16 protein-coding genes and 1 pseudogene are annotated in these 14,813 nt (G+C 40.5%); 1 reads left to right on the top strand and 16 read right to left on the bottom strand.

The features are described 5' to 3' along the window. Positions 1-11 precede the first annotated feature (11 nt). From rnc to WDJ61_RS06620, 10 genes and pseudogenes are all read right to left on the bottom strand, one after another. Positions 12-749: a ribonuclease III gene (gene rnc, locus WDJ61_RS06665; RefSeq protein ID WP_338753964.1), complete on the bottom strand. Its 738-nt coding sequence runs from the start codon at positions 747-749 to the stop codon at positions 12-14. Between the two features lie 116 nt (positions 750-865). Then, on the bottom strand, positions 866-1,099 hold the full coding sequence (acpP, locus tag WDJ61_RS06660) for an acyl carrier protein (RefSeq protein ID WP_094835667.1): 234 nt from the start codon (positions 1,097-1,099) through the stop codon (positions 866-868). A 63-nt stretch (positions 1,100-1,162) separates the two neighbouring features. Further along, positions 1,163-1,906, bottom strand: a complete 744-nt coding sequence (gene fabG, locus WDJ61_RS06655) for a 3-oxoacyl-[acyl-carrier-protein] reductase (protein ID WP_338753962.1) — start codon at positions 1,904-1,906, stop codon at positions 1,163-1,165. After that, complete coding sequence (gene fabD / locus WDJ61_RS06650) at positions 1,903-2,850, bottom strand: ACP S-malonyltransferase (protein ID WP_338753961.1); 948 nt, start codon at positions 2,848-2,850, stop codon at positions 1,903-1,905. Before fabD ends, fabG begins: the two co-directional genes overlap by 4 nt. A 13-nt stretch (positions 2,851-2,863) precedes the next feature. Beyond that, positions 2,864-3,865: a phosphate acyltransferase PlsX gene (gene plsX, locus WDJ61_RS06645; RefSeq protein WP_338753960.1), complete on the bottom strand. Its 1,002-nt coding sequence runs from the start codon at positions 3,863-3,865 to the stop codon at positions 2,864-2,866. Positions 3,866-3,882: 17 nt separating this feature from the next. Beyond that, entirely contained in the window at positions 3,883-4,446 is a 564-nt protein-coding gene (gene fapR / locus WDJ61_RS06640) for a transcription factor FapR (protein ID WP_338754731.1), read from the bottom strand. 89 nt (positions 4,447-4,535) lie between these two features. Continuing rightward, positions 4,536-6,611, bottom strand: coding sequence for an ATP-dependent DNA helicase RecG (recG, locus tag WDJ61_RS06635; RefSeq protein ID WP_338753959.1), 2,076 nt, complete (start codon positions 6,609-6,611; stop codon positions 4,536-4,538). Further along, positions 6,580-6,939 (bottom strand): annotated as a pseudogene (locus WDJ61_RS06630) (L-serine ammonia-lyase, iron-sulfur-dependent, subunit alpha); the annotation flags it as partial. The gene recG and the pseudogene WDJ61_RS06630, both read right to left, overlap by 32 nt. A 178-nt stretch (positions 6,940-7,117) precedes the next feature. Further along, a complete protein-coding gene (locus WDJ61_RS06625; RefSeq protein ID WP_338753958.1) occupies positions 7,118-8,794 on the bottom strand; it encodes a DAK2 domain-containing protein in 1,677 nt (558 codons plus the stop codon). A gap of 18 nt (positions 8,795-8,812) precedes the next feature. Next, positions 8,813-9,175, bottom strand: coding sequence for an Asp23/Gls24 family envelope stress response protein (locus tag WDJ61_RS06620; protein WP_338753956.1), 363 nt, complete (start codon positions 9,173-9,175; stop codon positions 8,813-8,815). Between the two features lie 253 nt (positions 9,176-9,428). On the opposite strand from WDJ61_RS06620, the gene rpmB reads away from it, so the two are divergent. Beyond that, on the top strand, positions 9,429-9,617 hold the full coding sequence (rpmB, locus tag WDJ61_RS06615) for a 50S ribosomal protein L28 (protein WP_094833853.1): 189 nt from the start codon (positions 9,429-9,431) through the stop codon (positions 9,615-9,617). 84 nt (positions 9,618-9,701) lie between these two features. On the opposite strand, the gene spoVM is transcribed toward rpmB, so the two are convergent. The 6 genes from spoVM to WDJ61_RS06585 all read right to left on the bottom strand — a co-directional run bounded on the left by spoVM (position 9,702) and on the right by WDJ61_RS06585 (position 14,808). Further along, positions 9,702-9,779: a stage V sporulation protein SpoVM gene (spoVM, locus tag WDJ61_RS06610; protein ID WP_094833887.1), complete on the bottom strand. Its 78-nt coding sequence runs from the start codon at positions 9,777-9,779 to the stop codon at positions 9,702-9,704. 26 nt (positions 9,780-9,805) lie between these two features. After that, entirely contained in the window at positions 9,806-10,462 is a 657-nt protein-coding gene (locus WDJ61_RS06605) for a thiamine diphosphokinase (RefSeq protein WP_338753954.1), read from the bottom strand. A 71-nt stretch (positions 10,463-10,533) separates the two neighbouring features. Continuing rightward, positions 10,534-11,187, bottom strand: a complete 654-nt coding sequence (rpe, locus tag WDJ61_RS06600; RefSeq protein WP_338753953.1) for a ribulose-phosphate 3-epimerase — start codon at positions 11,185-11,187, stop codon at positions 10,534-10,536. A 2-nt stretch (positions 11,188-11,189) separates the two neighbouring features. Next, on the bottom strand, positions 11,190-12,071 hold the full coding sequence (gene rsgA / locus WDJ61_RS06595; protein WP_338753952.1) for a ribosome small subunit-dependent GTPase A: 882 nt from the start codon (positions 12,069-12,071) through the stop codon (positions 11,190-11,192). Next, on the bottom strand, positions 12,071-14,050 hold the full coding sequence (gene pknB, locus WDJ61_RS06590) for a Stk1 family PASTA domain-containing Ser/Thr kinase (protein ID WP_338753951.1): 1,980 nt from the start codon (positions 14,048-14,050) through the stop codon (positions 12,071-12,073). Before pknB ends, rsgA begins: the two co-directional genes overlap by 1 nt. Positions 14,051-14,058: 8 nt before the next feature. Continuing rightward, positions 14,059-14,808 (bottom strand): Stp1/IreP family PP2C-type Ser/Thr phosphatase, encoded by a 750-nt coding sequence (locus WDJ61_RS06585; RefSeq protein WP_338753949.1) that lies wholly within the window; start codon positions 14,806-14,808, stop codon positions 14,059-14,061. Positions 14,809-14,813 lie beyond the last annotated feature (5 nt).

Here is a 14,813-nt window from a genome sequence, read left to right as displayed (position 1 = left end):
TTTCCTACTTTCTATTCTTTATGTTGCAACGCTGCTAAAGCCATTTGAGCAGCACATTGTTCCGCTTCCTTCTTTGATTTCCCCTGACCGTTTCCAAGTACCTCATCATTAAGCGAAACTTGAGCAACGAACTCCTTGCTATGTGCAGGTCCTTTTTCTTCAAGAATTCGATATTCAAGCTGACCTTTCGTTTTTCGCTGCACTAATTCCTGCAGCTGACTTTTGTAATCCATCATATGAGAAAAAGCACCGGAATTAATTTTCGGAAAAACCACATCTTCTAAGAATGCAATGACCGTTTCCATTCCTTGGTCTAAGTACAAGGCACCAATGAATGCTTCAAAAACATCTGCCAACAGAGCAGGTCTCGTACGACCACCTGTCATTTCTTCTCCTTTTCCGAGTAAAACAACTTGGCCAAATTGTAACTCATTGGCAAACGTCACAAGGGAAGGTTCACAAACGATCGCCGCTCTTAGTTTTGTTAAATCGCCTTCTGACAATAGCGAATATTTTTTAAACAAAAATTGCGAAACGGTTAACTCTAAAACAGCGTCTCCTAAAAACTCTAATCGTTCATTATCTTCATATGGTTTTTTCCGATGCTCATTCACATAGGATGAATGAGTAAACGCTTGCTTCAATAATCTCTCATCATTAAATTGAATGCCTAACTTTTGCTGAAATTGCTTAAAGGATTCATCTTTTTTATGGGATGGTTTTCGATAATCTTTATTTGCTTTCTTCATGGGACTTCCTCCGCTATATAACAAATTTACACTTAAAGACAGTTTAGTCGAAAATGAAAAAAATCGCAAAAGAAGAAAGCTCCGTTTAGATAACGGAGCCTACATCTTTTGAACGACTAGTTTTTGCTGTTTATGTAATTCACAGCGTCACCCACTGTCGCAATTTTCTCTGCATCATCATCAGAAATTTCCATATCGAACTCATCTTCTAATTCCATTACAAGTTCAACTACATCTAAAGAATCTGCTCCTAGATCTTCTTTGAAAGAAGCTTCTAATTTTACTTGAGATTCTTCCACTCCAAGACGATCTACGATAATTTTCGTTACACGCTCTAATACGTCTGCCATATTCGTTCACCTCCCCTCAAGTCATTATAGACGAATTCCCGTAAAGATTAAATAAATTTTCTCTTACATGACCATGCCGCCGTCAATGTGCAATGTTTGGCCTGTCATATACTTTGAATCTTCTGATGCTAAAAACACAACCGCTTTTGCAATGTCTGTCGGTTCACCAAAGCGAGCAAGAGGAATTTGGTTCAGCATCGCTTGCTTCACCTCTTCAGGCAAAGTATCTGTCATATCCGTCGTAATGAAACCTGGAGCAATCGCATTGACCGTGATGCCTCTTGAAGCTAATTCTTTCGCTGTTGTTTTTGTTAAGCCAATGACACCCGCTTTGGCAGCCACATAATTCGCCTGTCCTGGATTGCCACTTACCCCTACGATCGAAGCAATATTCACGATACGACCACTTCTTTGCTTCATCATTGGGCGAGTGACAGCCTTTGTGCACAAAAAAACACCTTTCAGATTCGTATCGATGACGTCATCCCACTCCTGCTCTTTCATACGCATAAGTAAGTTATCTCTCGTGATACCCGCATTGTTGACCAGAATATCTATTTTCCCAAACGTGTTGACCGTTTGACTGATCATTTCTTGCACAGATTCACCACTTGATACATTACACTGGATCGCAATCGCTTGACGACCAAGCGCTTTAATTTCTTCCACCACTTCATTTGCTTTCGCTTCACTGCCAGAATAGTTAACAGCTACATCCGCTCCTTGACGAGCAAGTTCAAGAGCAATTTCTCGACCAATGCCGCGTGAAGCGCCTGTTACTAAAGCTGATTTCCCTAACAACTTCATTGAGATACCTCCTTTAATTGTGCTGCTACCGTCTGAATCGACTCTTCATCTTGAATAGCAAACGTTCGCACTTGACGATTAATTTTTTTAATCAGGCCAGAAAGCACTTTCCCTGGACCAATTTCGATAAAGGTGTCCACACCCTCTGCGATAAGTGCTTCAACACTGTCTTCCCACAACACAGGAGAGTACAATTGCTGCAATAGTTTTTGCTTAATTTCATCCGCCTGTTGAACCAACTTTGCATCCACATTGGCCATGACAGGTACTCGGCTATCATCAAGCTCGATTTCATTCAATACCGCCTCTAGCTGTTCCGTTGCCGGTTTCATTAAAGATGAATGAAACGGACCGCTGACATTTAACGGAAGAACTCGCTTAGCTCCTTTTTCTTTCGCTAGCTCAGAAGCTTGTTCCACCCCTGTTTTTGTTCCCGAGATCACAATTTGACCCGGACAGTTTAAATTAGCAAGACCAACAGCATTTCCATTAGCTGTTACTTCATCTACTACTTCCTGTAACACACTTCTTTCCATCCCTAATACAGCTGCCATTGTTCCTTCTCCAGCTGGTACGGCCTCTTCCATGCATTGACCGCGCTTATGAACAGCATACACAGCATCTTCAAACGATAGAGCACCAGCAGCTGTTAAAGCTGTATACTCTCCTAAGCTATGGCCTGCCACATAATCAGGAACGATCCCTTCTTCAGAAAAGCGCTGCAATACCGCCATGCTAGTCGCTAATAAAGCCGGTTGGGCATTCATTGTTAATGTCAGCGTTTCTTGCGGACCATTAAACATAATATCACTTAAAGAGAAACCTAGTCTCTCGTCTGCCTTCATAAATAATTGACGAATGTCTTCATGTTGATCGGCTAGCTGCTGTCCCATACCAACCACTTGTGAACCTTGACCTGGAAATACAAATGCTATTTTCCCCATGTTTTCGCCCCCCTTAATTTTTATCATCTATTACAAAGTTAGCAGCCTCTTGAATCTTCGCTGGCACATTTGCTTGTGCCATTGTATAAGCTTGTTTCAACGCATTATAAAACGCATTAGCATTAGATGAACCGTGAGCCTTAATAACGGGTGCTTTCAAACCAAATAATCCAGCCCCGCCGTATTCTGTGTAGTCCATTTTATTTTTCAGTCCATATAGTTCAGACTTCAGTAAGCCCGCACCTACTTTCGCCTTTAACGAAGAAGTTAAAGAAGACTTTAACATCGAGAAGATGGAGATAGCTGTACCTTCTAATGTCTTAAGGACCATGTTGCCAGTAAAACCGTCCGTAACGACCACATCAGCCACACCATTCAATAAATCTCTTGATTCAACATTTCCGATAAAATGAATGTTTGTTTGCTGTTTCAGTAGTCCAAATGCTTCTTTTGTTAATTCATTTCCTTTTTTCTCTTCGGTACCGATATTTAAAAGACCGACTCGTGGCTTTTCAATCCCTCTCACTTTTTCAGCATAGATCGAACCCATTAGAGCATATTGCACTAAATGCTCGGGTTTCGCATCTGAGTTGGCACCAAGGTCTAACATCACAAAGCCGTTGCCATCGATCGTTGGTAACGTAGGAGCTAAGGCAGGACGCTGAATACCGTCAATTCGCCCGACGATAAATAAGCCAGCCGCCATCAACGCTCCTGTATTTCCTGCTGAGACACAAGCATCCGCGTCTCCGTCAGCAACTGCTTGTGCCATCATCACCATCGATGCTTTCTTTTTGCGACGTACGGCGCGAACGGGCTCATCCGTTCCTAAAATGACTTCCTCGGAATGAATAATGGTGGCACGACTCATTGGAGTTAAGTATGGCTTGATTTTTTCCTCATCACCAAAAATCAGTACTTCGAGATCTTGGAGCTCCTCTAAAGCTTGATTCGTTCCTAAAATAATCTCTTTCGGCGCATGATCTCCGCCCATCGCATCTACCGCTATTTTCATTTTGTTTCATCCTTTGCTCATATATTGGAACGATACATCGTGAAATCTCCTTGAAACACTAATTCATGACCAACATAGCTATGTACTTCAACGATCGTTCTTTCATTTTCTATATTCACATCGATCACTTTCGCTTTTGCTACCACTCGTTCACCTTCACGAACAGAACGTTTAAAGTGAATATTGGCCTTTGCGGTCAAAGCGAGTTCATCATTAATGACCGCTACGGCGAGCGAGTTGGCTTGAGCAAATAAGTGATGCCCCCGTGCAATTCCATTTCTAGTGAAGACATGTTCTTTCTGGACATCAAAAATGGAGATAGCACTTTTGTCTAACTCAATATCAATCACATCGCCAATCACTTCCTCGATGGGCAATGAGCGAACTTCATCCGCTAATTTCTTCTCTGCTACATGCTTGATTCTTTCACGTAATTCCGGTATCGATAACTCCATTCGATCTAGACGAATCGTCTGCACACTTACCTCGAAACGATCAGCTAACTCTTCATCTGTTATAAATGGATTGTCTGTAATTGTCTCTTTTAACTGTGATTGTCTCTCTTTTTTTGAACGTCTCATCATATTACACCATCCGATATTAGGACTAGGTACTAACAGTAGTATAAAAGTAAAAAAAACAGAATGCAAGGAAAATCTTGCATTCTCAATTAATCTAGTTTTTCCCCCGAAAGAACACCAGATTGCTGAAGGGATTTTCGAAGGATCGAAAATTCTTCCTTCCGCCAAAATTCTTCGGATTCAATTAACCTTTTGGCATCTTCTCTTGCGACTTCTAACGTGCGATAATCGTGCACCATATCAGCTACTTTAAATTCAGGTAAACCACTTTGTTTTTTTCCGAAGAAATCTCCCGGTCCGCGCAGTTCCAAATCTTTTTCACTTAATACAAATCCATCATTTGTTTCCGTCATAATCTTCATGCGCTCTTGACCGACTTCTGTTTTCGGATTAGCGAGTAAAATACAATAAGATTGCTCACTTCCCCGACCAACACGACCTCGAAGCTGATGCAGCTGAGATAACCCAAACCTCTCTGCATCGTAAATGACCATCATCGTAGCATTGGGTACATTGACCCCCACTTCTACAACCGTTGTGGAAACGAGCACTTGAATGTTATTATCCGAAAAAGCCTTCATTACCTGATCTTTTTCTTCAGTCGGAAGTCGGCCATGCATCAAGCCAACTTCAAAACGACCATGAAAATAATGAACCAATTGTGAATGGACATCTAAAGCGTTTTGAAGATCCATTTTCTCCGACTCTTCTATTAACGGACAGATCACATAAGTTTGTCGACCTTTGACTAATTCTTTTTCCATAAAACCGAGGACGCGTTGAAGCATTTCTTCTCTCGCCCAATACGTTTCAATCGCTTTTCGCCCTGCAGGCATTTCATCAATGACTGAAACATCCATCTCACCAAAAACAGTGATAGCAAGCGTTCTTGGAATAGGAGTAGCCGTCATAAATAACACATCCGGATTCTCTCCTTTTTCCCTTAACACTTTCCTTTGATTGACGCCAAAACGATGCTGCTCATCTGTAATGACGAGCCCAAGGTTGCGAAAATGAACCTCCTCTTGGATTAACGCATGAGTCCCAACGACCACATCAATTTCTCCAGCCTCGAGCCTCGATAGAAGCTCTTTTCTACGTTTCCCTTTCACTGAACTCGTTAAAAGAGCTAAAGAAAGGCCCATTGGCTCAAACATTTCACTTAAAGAGTCGGCATGTTGTTCGGCTAATATTTCTGTTGGTACCATTAAAGCCCCTTGATATCCTGCTGTTACACTGGCATATAACGCAACAGCTGCAACAGCCGTTTTCCCACTTCCAACATCTCCTTGAAGAAGACGATTCATTCGGTAAGGGGACTTTAAATCGCTACAAATATCATTAATTACCCGCTTTTGGGCATTTGTCATTGTAAAAGGCAATGAATCAATAAAGACCTTTAACTGATTCACATCATAATTTTGCTTAATTCCTTGAGAATGTTCCCGTTCAAATTTTCGAAGAGCTTGCATTTTCAATTGAAAAGCTAAAAACTCTTCATATACGAATCTTCGTCTAGCCTGTTTCATTTCCTCACCATTTGCCGGAAAATGAAGCGCACGAAGAGCATCGCGACAAGTTAGCAGCTTATATTGCTGTAAAAACTGAACAGGCAATGTTTCTTCAATCCACTCTCCATATTGTGACAATGCGAGCCCCACATATTTACGAAATAATTTAGGAGACACAATCCCTTTCAATGAATAAACAGCCTCAAAGTCTCCCTGCTTTTGATGAGGACCGAGGTCGAGCTGCTGAGCAGTAATCGTTTGTCTATTTTTATCCCATTTCCCAGTCAGTGTCACGGTGTCATTAATATTAACTTTATTCTTTAAATACGGCTGATTAAAAAAGACCACACTGACTAAATAACGACCCACTAGTAATTTAAACGTTAAACGGGATTTCTTCTTAGAATAAAACATTAATGACGGGACACTATGCACTTTTCCTTCTACTGTTACACGTTCATCATGAGCAGTTTCTGCTAAATCCTTTAGCCGATAATCTTCATAACGATAAGGGAAATAGTACAGTAAATCATAAACCGTTTCTATACCAAGCTCTTTTAAAGAGGCGGCTGTTTCCTTCCCAACCCCTTTTAAACTGCTTGTTTGTTGAAAAAGGGGGGAATTATTGATTTTTAATTCCGATTGTTGATCCATAAATTTGTTCCTCCAACTTACGCCCGGTTGGTGTCGCGGCTAATCCTCCGCCTGCTGTTTCTCTTAAGGCAGTAGGCATCGTTTGACCAATTTTATACATGGCATCAATGACTTCATCACATGGAATTCGACTCGTTACGCCAGCAAGGGCCATGTCGGCTGCTACGAGCGCATTGGCCGCTCCCATCGCATTTCTCTTTACACAAGGAACTTCCACTAAACCAGCCACAGGGTCACAAACAAGTCCGAGCATATTTTTTAACACAATCGCCACGGCTTCCGCACTTTGCGCAGGGGTTCCGCCTGCCATTTCTACAATGGCGGCAGCGTTCACTTCATTGGTCGCAACCGCTTTACTCACTGCATCCAATATCAAACACACTTTTGTATTTCATGTTATCGCCCCCTCATATCATTAGATTGCTCTAAATACGTCAATATCTATATTTTATTATAGGCAATCAAAAAATGCACAAATAAAAAAGAAGAGGAATCTCCCCTTCTTTTTATTCAACTGAGAAAATAAATGAATACAGTGGCTGCTTCCCATTATGGACTTCTACTTCCACTTCTTCATAATTCTCTTCTATAAATGAAGATACCGCCTGCACTTCATCAAGCTCCATATCTTCTCCATAAATAATCGTCACAATTTCAGACTCTTCATCAATCAAATGATCAAGTAATGCTTTCGCTGCTTCGATTTTATTAGGATTGGTTAAAACGATTTTACCATCCGCTAAACCCATAAAGTCATCTTTAGCAATTTCAACCCCATCAATGTTCGTATCACGAACAGCAAAGGTGATTTGACCCGTTTTCACATGAGAAAGAGCCTCTGTCATAGCCGATTGGTTTTCCTCTAATGTAGCTTCAGGGTTGAAAGCAAGCAATGCTGCCATTCCTTGAGGCACCGTTTTAGACGGGACAACAATCGCGTCTATACCAACAACTTCAGCGGCTTGTTCAGCTGCCATGACAATGTTCTTATTGTTAGGTAAAATGATCACTTTTTTTGCATTTGCTTCTTCGATCGCCTTCACAATGTCTTCCGTACTAGGGTTCATCGTTTGTCCGCCTTCAATTACTGCTGAAGCACCGATACTTTGAAGCAATTGTGAAACTCCTTCACCCATGGCAACTGTAACCACCGCATACTCTTGCTGTACAGCTGGCTTCTTAACTGCTGGCTTTTTAGGTGTATCTCCACCAACAATATTGCTATGTTGCTCTCGCATATTTTCGATTTTCATACTAATTAAGCTACCATATTGTTGCCCGTAGGATAAGACTTCTCCAGGTTGTTCTGAGTGAATGTGAACTTTAGCAATTTCGTCATCAGAAATAACAAGCAGTGAATCGCCGTACACACTTAAATCCGCTCGAAACTGCTCTTCTGAAAACGGGTGCTTAGTTACCTTCTCTTCTTCAAAACGAACCATAAACTCCGTGCAATAACCAAATTCAATATCCGCTGTGTCCATAAACCCTTGAACACTTTTATGATGCTGAGCACTAACAAGCTCTTCCATATTAGGAGCAAGACCTGGGCTATCAGGTAACGCTTCTCCTTTTAAAGCGGCAAGAAATCCTTCGTAAACAAGCAAAAGTCCCTGACCTCCACTGTCTACCACACCTACTTCTTTCAATACAGGGAGAAATTCAGGGGTACGTGCTAATGAAGCTCTACCTTCCTCCACTAGAGCTTCCATCACGGCAATGATATCTTTTTGTTTTTTGGCCACAGCTACCGCTTTTTTGGCTGCATCTTTCGCGACTGTTAAAATTGTTCCTTCTACAGGCTTCATTACTGCTTTATAAGCTGTTTGCATGCCTGATTCAAATGCATGAGCTAATTGTTTACTATCCACTACCGGTTGTTGTTCAATCGCTTTTGTAAACCCTCGGAACAATTGCGACAAAATAACACCTGAGTTGCCTCGTGCCCCCATTAGCAACCCTTTAGATAGAGCAGCAGCTGCTTGTCCAAAATGATCACTTGACTGTTGTTGAACTTCCTTTGCTCCAGAAGTCATTGATAAATTCATATTTGTCCCTGTATCACCATCAGGAACGGGGAAAACGTTGAGTGCATCTACCATATCAGCATTCACTGAAAGATGATTGGCTCCCATCTTTACCATTTCGGCAAACTTTTTCCCATCTAACGAAGTAATTGACACAGATCTTTCCTCCTCACACTACGAGTTCGTCACTCGAACTCCTTGCACAAAAATATTAACTGAATCAACAGCTAGTCCAACTGTCTGATCGAGCGTATACTTTACTTTTGACTGAACATTGTTCGCTACTTCAGAAATTTTCGTTCCATAGCTTACAATAATATACATATCAATATTCACTTGATCTTCTTCTTGGCGAACGATCACACCGCGCATGAAATTTTCGCGGCGCAATATATCAGTAATTCCATCTTTTATTTGGTTTTTCGATGCCATTCCAACGATTCCATAGCAATCTACCGCAGCTCCGCCAGCAATCATAGCAATGACATCATTTGAGATATCAATTTGCCCGTACTTTGTTTTAAGCTCAATAGCCAATGAGAACCCCCCCTTATGAATGTGGCTAATCTAATGACATTTTACTATACTTACTACTTTTTTAAAAGCAATGTATTCACCGTTTTATATCATTTCAAAAGATAGGATATCATGTCAAGGCTTTTTTCTTGAAAGACTTACGAAGAACTATTGCATTCAAAAAAGTTGTGTGGTAAATTATTAAAGTATCTTTTAGAATATAACGAAGTGTTGAAACAAATTTTTTCAGCTTCAATGGTGAGGAGTGAATAATATGCCAAAAAAATGTGTTGTTTCTGGTCGTAAAGCTCGTTCCGGCAACGCTCGTTCCCACGCTATGAACGCTAACAAGCGTACTTGGGGTGCTAACCTTCAAAAAGTTCGCATTCTAGTAGATGGAAAACCTAAACGTGTTTGGGTTTCTGCAAGAGCATTAAAATCCGGAAAAGTTGAGCGTGTATAATACTTTTCAATGAAAAAAACCAGCTGAATTCAGCTGGTTTTTTTCTATTCTACCCTATTCATCTATTCTTAGCTTTGGACGACTTCACTTTTTGAATGTTCCAAGCATGGCACGAACAATTCCACCTAAAAATTTAGGTAATTTAATAGTATAAAATTTCATGATTGCCACCCCTCCAATATAGAACTTCAACCATCAGAGCTTCTTATCACCATTAGTATGCCAGAAGAAAAAGAAAAAGTACCATTTTCTTGGTCTAGCTCATTGCTGACGTACAAAGTTGAACCTGATCGAACCGTATGGTTGCTTAGCGGATACTTAAATCCCTTTAATGTAAAATTAGTCACCTCATTCGTGATAGCAAAAAAAGAAAAATATGTTTTTCCGATATCCACAAACACAGTATATGTACCTGGCCCATAAAGAGATACACGATTTTGTTTATCCACTAGTTCTATTTTTGTTCTAGATGACATGATTTCCTTATTCATTAGCAAGCTAATTGTACCGAAAAAATGATCTAGTCTTCCACCTGTCGCACCAAGAATAAAGATCGTCTCTGGCTGTTGCTTCATCGCCCAAAAAATCGCTAATTCGAGATCTGTTTGATCCTTTTCAGCGGGAAAGCGATGGATATTCTCTTTCCCTACACCGCACTCAATCATTTGCCACTCCGCTTCTGTAACTGAATCAAAATCACCAATCGCTATTTTTGGAGTAATGCCTCTTTCTAATAAATAAATTGTCCCTCGATCCACTCCTACAAAAACCATATCTTCTGTAGCATAAGTTTGTAAATCGACCAATTCCGTTTCTGGTCCACCGGCAACTACGGCAATTCTCATTATAAGACCTCCTCCATACGAAAAAAGGAACCGACTGAAACGGCTCCTCTCTTTTTATCCAACTGCTTTCATCATTCAGCAGATGCTCTAATCTCCTCAATCGCTCGTTTGCGATCTTCCTTATTATAAACCGCAGAACCAGCCACTAAAATGTCTGCTCCTGCTTCTGTGCAAAACTTCGCTGTTTCGATGTTGACACCGCCATCGATTTCAATTTCAACATCCAATCCTTTATTATCAATCATCTGTTTCACTTGACGAATTTTAGGAACGACTGAATGAATGAACGATTGTCCCCCAAATCCAGGATTCACTGTCATAAGCAACACCATATCGATGTCTTCTAAAATATGTTCAATCATGTAAGCCGGTGTTGCTGGATTGAGAACGACTCCTGCTTTTACCCCGTGAGAACGAATCAATTGAATCGTGCGATGAAGATGAGGGCAAGCTTCCACATGAACGGTAATATAATCGGCTCCTGCCTTTGCAAAGGCTTCAATATATTGATCAGGGTTCTCAATCATTAAGTGAACATCAAGTGGCAGCTTCGTAATTGGACGAATGGCATCGACAATCAGCGGGCCAATAGTAATATTGGGAACAAAATGCCCATCCATGACATCAACATGAATAATATCGGCTCCTCCCATCTCGACATCCTTTATTTCCTCTCCCAATCTGGAAAAATCAGCGGATAAAATCGACGGTGCTATTTTGACCATAATTAATACCTCGGCTTTCTCTCTTTTATTTCTTCCATGAATTGCAAATAATGCTCATAGCGATAAGCAGGTAGGTCCCCATTTTCAACCGCACTTTTGACTGCACATTTTGGTTCATTTATGTGCAAACATCCTCTAAATTTACATTTATGGCTCATTTTAACCATTTCAGGAAAACAAAACGGCAAATCCTCTACCTCTACTTCCGTAAATTCTAACGAACTAAAGCCGGGAGTATCGGCCACAAGACCATTGTCAACGTGAATTAACTCCACATGTCTTGTCGTATGCTTCCCGCGGCCAAGAGCATCGGATATTTCATCCGTTTTCAACCCCAGCTCTGGACGAAGAGCATTGAGCAAGGAAGACTTCCCAACCCCTGACTGACCAGCGAACACAGACGTTTTTCCTTGTAAAAAAGAATGTACTTCTTCTAAATTCATGTCATCTTCTGAAGAAGTTAATACAACAGGATAACCAAAAGCCCGATATTGTTCGGCAAATTGATTAATCGCTTCTTCTTGATGCTCAGTTAACAAATCCATTTTCGTTATACAAATGATCGGTTCGATCTGCTTCGATTCAATTAATACTAAAAAACGGTCTAATAAAGCTGTACTAAAATCTGGTCGAACAGCAGAGAAAACAAGAATCGCTTGATCTACATTAGCAATAGGCGGTCTAATGAGTTCATTTTTTCTTTCTTGAACGGCTAGAATATACCCTTCTTGGTCATTATCTGCTTGGTATTCTACATAGTCTCCAACAAGTGGTGAAACTTTCTTTTTGCGGAAGTTGCCTCTTCCTCTACATTGCACAAGACGTTCACCATCTAAGACATAATAAAAACCACTCAGAGCCTTAATAATCTTTCCTTCTGACATTACATTCCTCCTTGATTCTCTCCCGCATCCTCTGGGTATGGAATGGTTTCATCAAAAATCACTCTTTGATCACGAATCACTTTATATCCTGCTTTACTGCCTTTAGAAACGATGAATTCGAGTGTTTTCTTCGTTTCCTCGTGGATCGTGAATACTTCATAAGGCTCGGTCATACTGCGATTCATATCTTCAATATATATTTGCACTTCTTGAGGTGCTCCGAACTCATCCGGCTCATATGGAATCGTAATTTCTTTTGTCACAGTGACTGGTGGAATTTCTTTCGCTCCTTTTGAAATCATCACTTCCACTGTGTCTCCTTTTTCTAACTTCGTCCCTTGCTCAGGTGTTTGAGATAAAACTAATCTTTTTTCAATTTTATCGGAATACTCCTCACCAGCAATAACAATGTTTAAACCTGTAGATTCAGCATAATCCTTCAAGCTTTTTTCATTATATTCTGTCAAGTCGATTAGCGAAATTTTCTCCGGACCTAAGCTCACAGTAAACGATAATTCTGTCTCTTCTGGAACTACTTCATCTGATGCTTCTGGAGCTTGATCAATAATTGTTCCGGCTTCACTTTCATCATGAACACTTTCCTTGTGAATCGTTTTAAACCCCTGTTTTTTGAGCTCTTCATAAACCTCTTCGTATGGTTTGCCTTCGTAATCCTCAAGAGTAAATGTTTCTTTCCCACTGCTTATATAAATATTAACATTTGATCCTTCTTGAGCGATCCGCCCTGCACTAGGGCTTGTTTTAATTACCTCTCCTTCGGGGATCTCATCACTAAATTGCTCATACGTTTCCTTTACAACAAAACCGCTTGTCACTAGCTCTGACACCGCTTCATCTAATTTCTTTCCCTTAACATCTGGAATTTCTATCTCTTGTGGTCCTAGCATACTAGGTACTAGAACAGCTATTAAGCCACCTAATACAATAAGAAAAGAAATCATTAATAAAATGATGGGCCCTCTTTTTTTCTGTTTCTTTTCTACAGGTTCACCAGCCTCTCCTTCTTGTTTCGAGTCGAATGCTGGCCGAATCATGGTAGTTTGTGTGTTTTCTGTTTGCTCCATCTGTTTAATAATCGGTAATTCTTTCGTTTCATCTTGGTCTAGAGGTACGGTAAACTTTGGCTCATTTGCTCGTTCAGGATCGAGTGCTGTTGATAAATCTTGCTCCATATCTTCTAAAGATTGATAGCGATGAAAAGAATCTTTCGTGGTTGCTTTTAACACGATGTTCTCAACGCTTTGTGGAATAGATGGATTCCACCTTTTCATTGAAGGTGTTTCCGTTTGCAAATGTTTCAGTGCAATCGAAACGGCCGACTCACCTGAAAAAGGCAATTGCCCTGTTAATAATTCAAACATAACAATACCAAGAGCGTAAATATCTGATTTTTTCGTAGCCATTCCACCACGTGCTTGCTCTGGAGATATATAGTGAACAGAGCCTAAAACAGCATTTGTTTGTGTAATCGAGGTGGCACTTAACGCCATCGCAATTCCAAAGTCAGTAATTTTCACAGTACCTTCAGCATCTATTAAAATATTTTGAGGTTTAATATCGCGATGAATAATTGAATTATGATGAGCAAAAGCCATCGCCGAAGAAAGCTGCTTCATAATATCAATTGCTTTTTCCACTGGAATCGGTGAAAATTGCTGAATATATTGTTTTAAAGTCATGCCCTCGACATATTCCATGACAATATAATTAATCCCTTCTTCTTCACCTACATCGAAAATATTGACGATGTTAGGATGAACAAGACTAGTAGCTGACTGTGCCTCCCGTTGAAAACGTCGAAGAAATTCTTCTTCATTGGCAAAATCTAAGCGCAGCACTTTAATAGCTACTTCCCTCTCTAGGATCACATCTTTGGCTAAATAGACATTGGCCATTCCACCGCCGCCGACCATTTTAATGATTTTATAGCGACCACTTAATCGCTTTCCTATTAGCATTCTCTTACTCACCCACTTTCAAGGCCAGCAGAATGTTTGAGAATCACGAGTGTAATATTATCTTCCCCGCCCTTTTCATTTGCCAATTGAACAAATGAATCAGCTTTTTCTAATAAGGAAAGGTCATTTTGCAAAATTGCTTGTATTTCTTGCTGTGCCAGTTTGTTAGATAAGCCATCTGAACAAAGAAGTATATAATCTCCTTGTTCGAAGGTAATGGTGTGATAATCAGCCGTTACATGTGCATTCGTTCCAAGGGCCCGTGTCAGCACATTTTTCCGGGGATGATGTTCTGCCTCTTCTTTTGTGATCTCTCCTGATTTGACTAGCTCATTCACAAGCGAATGATCGTCTGTCACTTGTTTAAAGCCATCATCATTCAGTAAATAACAGCGGCTGTCTCCGATATTGGCAATCGTACAAAAACTAGTAGTACATAAGACTGCGACAAGCGTCGTCCCCATTCCATTGCATTCCAGGTGATTGTTTGCATGGGATAAAATTTGCTCATTGATCTGATTGATGGTCGATTTCAACCATTGTTCCGCTTGATTCGCACTTTCAATCTTCCCAATTTGTTGCCATAGTGACTTCATTGACTCAATCGTGATTTGGCTAGCGATATCACCAGCATTATGACCACCCATGCCATCCGCTACGATGGCAAGGTAGTCATTTGCTGCATTGATAAATACACCACCATTATCTTCATTATGAGCTCGAATTCGGCCTTTATCTGTCCGAAAGACGGAATCCATCTTTA

The sequence above is a fragment of the Bacillus sp. FJAT-52991 genome (genome assembly GCF_037201805.1).
Lineage (GTDB): Bacteria > Bacillota > Bacilli > Bacillales > Domibacillaceae > Bacillus_CE > Bacillus_CE kandeliae.
Note: the sequence above shows the minus strand (reverse complement) of the source record. Positions and strands in the feature narration are given on the sequence as shown.

Excerpts from the sequence above, each read along its gene's own strand:
- rpe (WP_338753953.1), bottom strand. The coding sequence starts at position 11,187 with ATGGTCAAAATAGCACCGTCGATTTTATCCGCTGATTTTTCCAGATTG.
- acpP (WP_094835667.1), bottom strand. The coding sequence starts at position 1,099 with ATGGCAGACGTATTAGAGCGTGTAACGAAAATTATCGTAGATCGTCTT.
- spoVM (WP_094833887.1), bottom strand. The coding sequence starts at position 9,779 with ATGAAATTTTATACTATTAAATTACCTAAATTTTTAGGTGGAATTGTT.
- fapR (WP_338754731.1), bottom strand. The coding sequence starts at position 4,446 with ATGAGACGTTCAAAAAAAGAGAGACAATCACAGTTAAAAGAGACAATT.
- rpmB (WP_094833853.1), top strand. The coding sequence starts at position 9,429 with ATGCCAAAAAAATGTGTTGTTTCTGGTCGTAAAGCTCGTTCCGGCAAC.
- WDJ61_RS06605 (WP_338753954.1), bottom strand. The coding sequence starts at position 10,462 with ATGAGAATTGCCGTAGTTGCCGGTGGACCAGAAACGGAATTGGTCGAT.
- recG (WP_338753959.1), bottom strand. The coding sequence starts at position 6,611 with ATGGATCAACAATCGGAATTAAAAATCAATAATTCCCCCCTTTTTCAA.
- pknB (WP_338753951.1), bottom strand. The coding sequence starts at position 14,050 with ATGCTAATAGGAAAGCGATTAAGTGGTCGCTATAAAATCATTAAAATG.
- fabD (WP_338753961.1), bottom strand. The coding sequence starts at position 2,850 with ATGGGGAAAATAGCATTTGTATTTCCAGGTCAAGGTTCACAAGTGGTT.
- WDJ61_RS06585 (WP_338753949.1), bottom strand. The coding sequence starts at position 14,808 with ATGGATTCCGTCTTTCGGACAGATAAAGGCCGAATTCGAGCTCATAAT.
- rsgA (WP_338753952.1), bottom strand. The coding sequence starts at position 12,071 with ATGTCAGAAGGAAAGATTATTAAGGCTCTGAGTGGTTTTTATTATGTC.
- plsX (WP_338753960.1), bottom strand. The coding sequence starts at position 3,865 with ATGAAAATAGCGGTAGATGCGATGGGCGGAGATCATGCGCCGAAAGAG.
- fabG (WP_338753962.1), bottom strand. The coding sequence starts at position 1,906 with ATGAAGTTGTTAGGGAAATCAGCTTTAGTAACAGGCGCTTCACGCGGC.
- rnc (WP_338753964.1), bottom strand. The coding sequence starts at position 749 with ATGAAGAAAGCAAATAAAGATTATCGAAAACCATCCCATAAAAAAGAT.